The organism is Halomonas sp. 3D7M (genome assembly GCF_014897885.1).
Classification (GTDB): domain Bacteria; phylum Pseudomonadota; class Gammaproteobacteria; order Pseudomonadales; family Halomonadaceae; genus Vreelandella.
Genome location: NZ_JABUZF010000013.1, coordinates 1 through 1,358, shown reverse-complemented (window position 1 = coordinate 1,358; position 1,358 = coordinate 1). Strand labels below are relative to the sequence as shown.

Sequence of the window (1,358 nt, the reverse complement as noted above, 5' to 3'; positions counted from 1 at the left end):
AACGCCTTGGAATGAACGCTTACGCCCAGACACAGCAGGCCCAGGTAGCTTTTGACCACATCGCTGGTGCGCATGCCCAGCGTGGTGGGGAAGCGCCCGTCGATGCTATCGACGCCAGCGATCTCGAAGCACTGCCCGATGATGGACAGCCCGGCGTGGCTGGTGAGGGTGCGACGACTGGCACGGAACTTGACGTTGGGTATGGCACTATCTGGGTGAATGGCGATATTCGCTATATTGCCATGCAGTTCAGTAGGTTAGAAGCATTTCTGGGGGCTGGTCTCACGGATTCAGGTATATGTCTTAACGGGGTGCCCACTGTTTCGGTGGGCAAAACCATCCACCCTCCCATGGACGGACCCAAGCGTCCATCGCCACTACACAGCGCCGAAACCCAGGCACTGACAGATGCATAAAAAATAAAAACATTTAAAAACAACAAGTTAAAATCATTCGAATAGTTCACGAAAAACCAAAAGCAGTAGATACAGAGTGAATAAATCGCTACACTAAAAACCGCAGCCTTGTCACATGCACACCACGCTGCTTGGGATCCATTTTATATTTTCAATAAATAATGAGACCTAATAATGTCTATTTTTACCTCATCTACTGATATTCAGCTGCTTTACCTCGCCGTCAACGATCGGCCCGCGGACTGGAGAGGCTTTCTTCACTGGGCAAACCAGGAAGATGAAGACAGCTCCGACGCACTAGGTGCTTCACTGACGCAATCCAAAATATTTTCTGACTTGTTTGATGACCTATCGTCCAGCGAAAAAATTGCGACAGTCTACCAGCATCTTTTCAATAGAGAACCGGAAAAATCTGGCCTGGACTATTGGACAGCACAGCTTGAAGCTGGTAGTTCGCTAACCACCGTTGCACGCCACATTGGTAATGCTGCTCAAGGTGATGACCTTGATACCCTTTCACAGCATATCGAAGACGCTCTCGATGCTACCTATGGTGAACTCATCGATGTGCTGTATGCAGGCTATTACGGTCGCGCCTCGGATGAAGAAGGCCGGACATTCTGGATTCAAGAGCTTAAAGCTTCGGATGGCAGTCTCTCCAATGTCATCCAGGCATTTGGAAACTCTTCAGAAAGCACGGAGATGTATGGAGATCTCACCAACTCCGCTCGAGTGGAGATGATTTACCATACATTATTTGACCGAGAGCCTGATCAGAATGGCCACGATTACTGGGTAGGTAAGATTGACAGCGGTGCCCTGACGCTATCGCAAGTCGTGTTCGCCATCGCAGAGGGTGCACAAGAAGCAGATCAACAAGCACTGGCCACTACTGTTACCACGCTTAACGCTAAAGAGCCGGAGCCCGAACCCGAACCGGAG

The 1,358-nt window shown here is 49.9% G+C and carries 1 protein-coding gene and 1 pseudogene; one reads left to right on the top strand and one right to left on the bottom strand.

Annotated features, from left to right (window positions below; translation table 11 throughout):
• Nucleotides 1-203, bottom strand: a pseudogene (locus tag INT22_RS21960) (IS1380 family transposase); the annotation flags it as partial.
• Between the two features lie 387 nt (nucleotides 204-590).
• On the opposite strand from INT22_RS21960, the gene INT22_RS00265 reads away from it, so the two are divergent.
• The coding region (locus tag INT22_RS00265) for a DUF4214 domain-containing protein (RefSeq protein WP_193067455.1) at nucleotides 591-1,358 on the top strand (768 nt) is incomplete at its 3' end.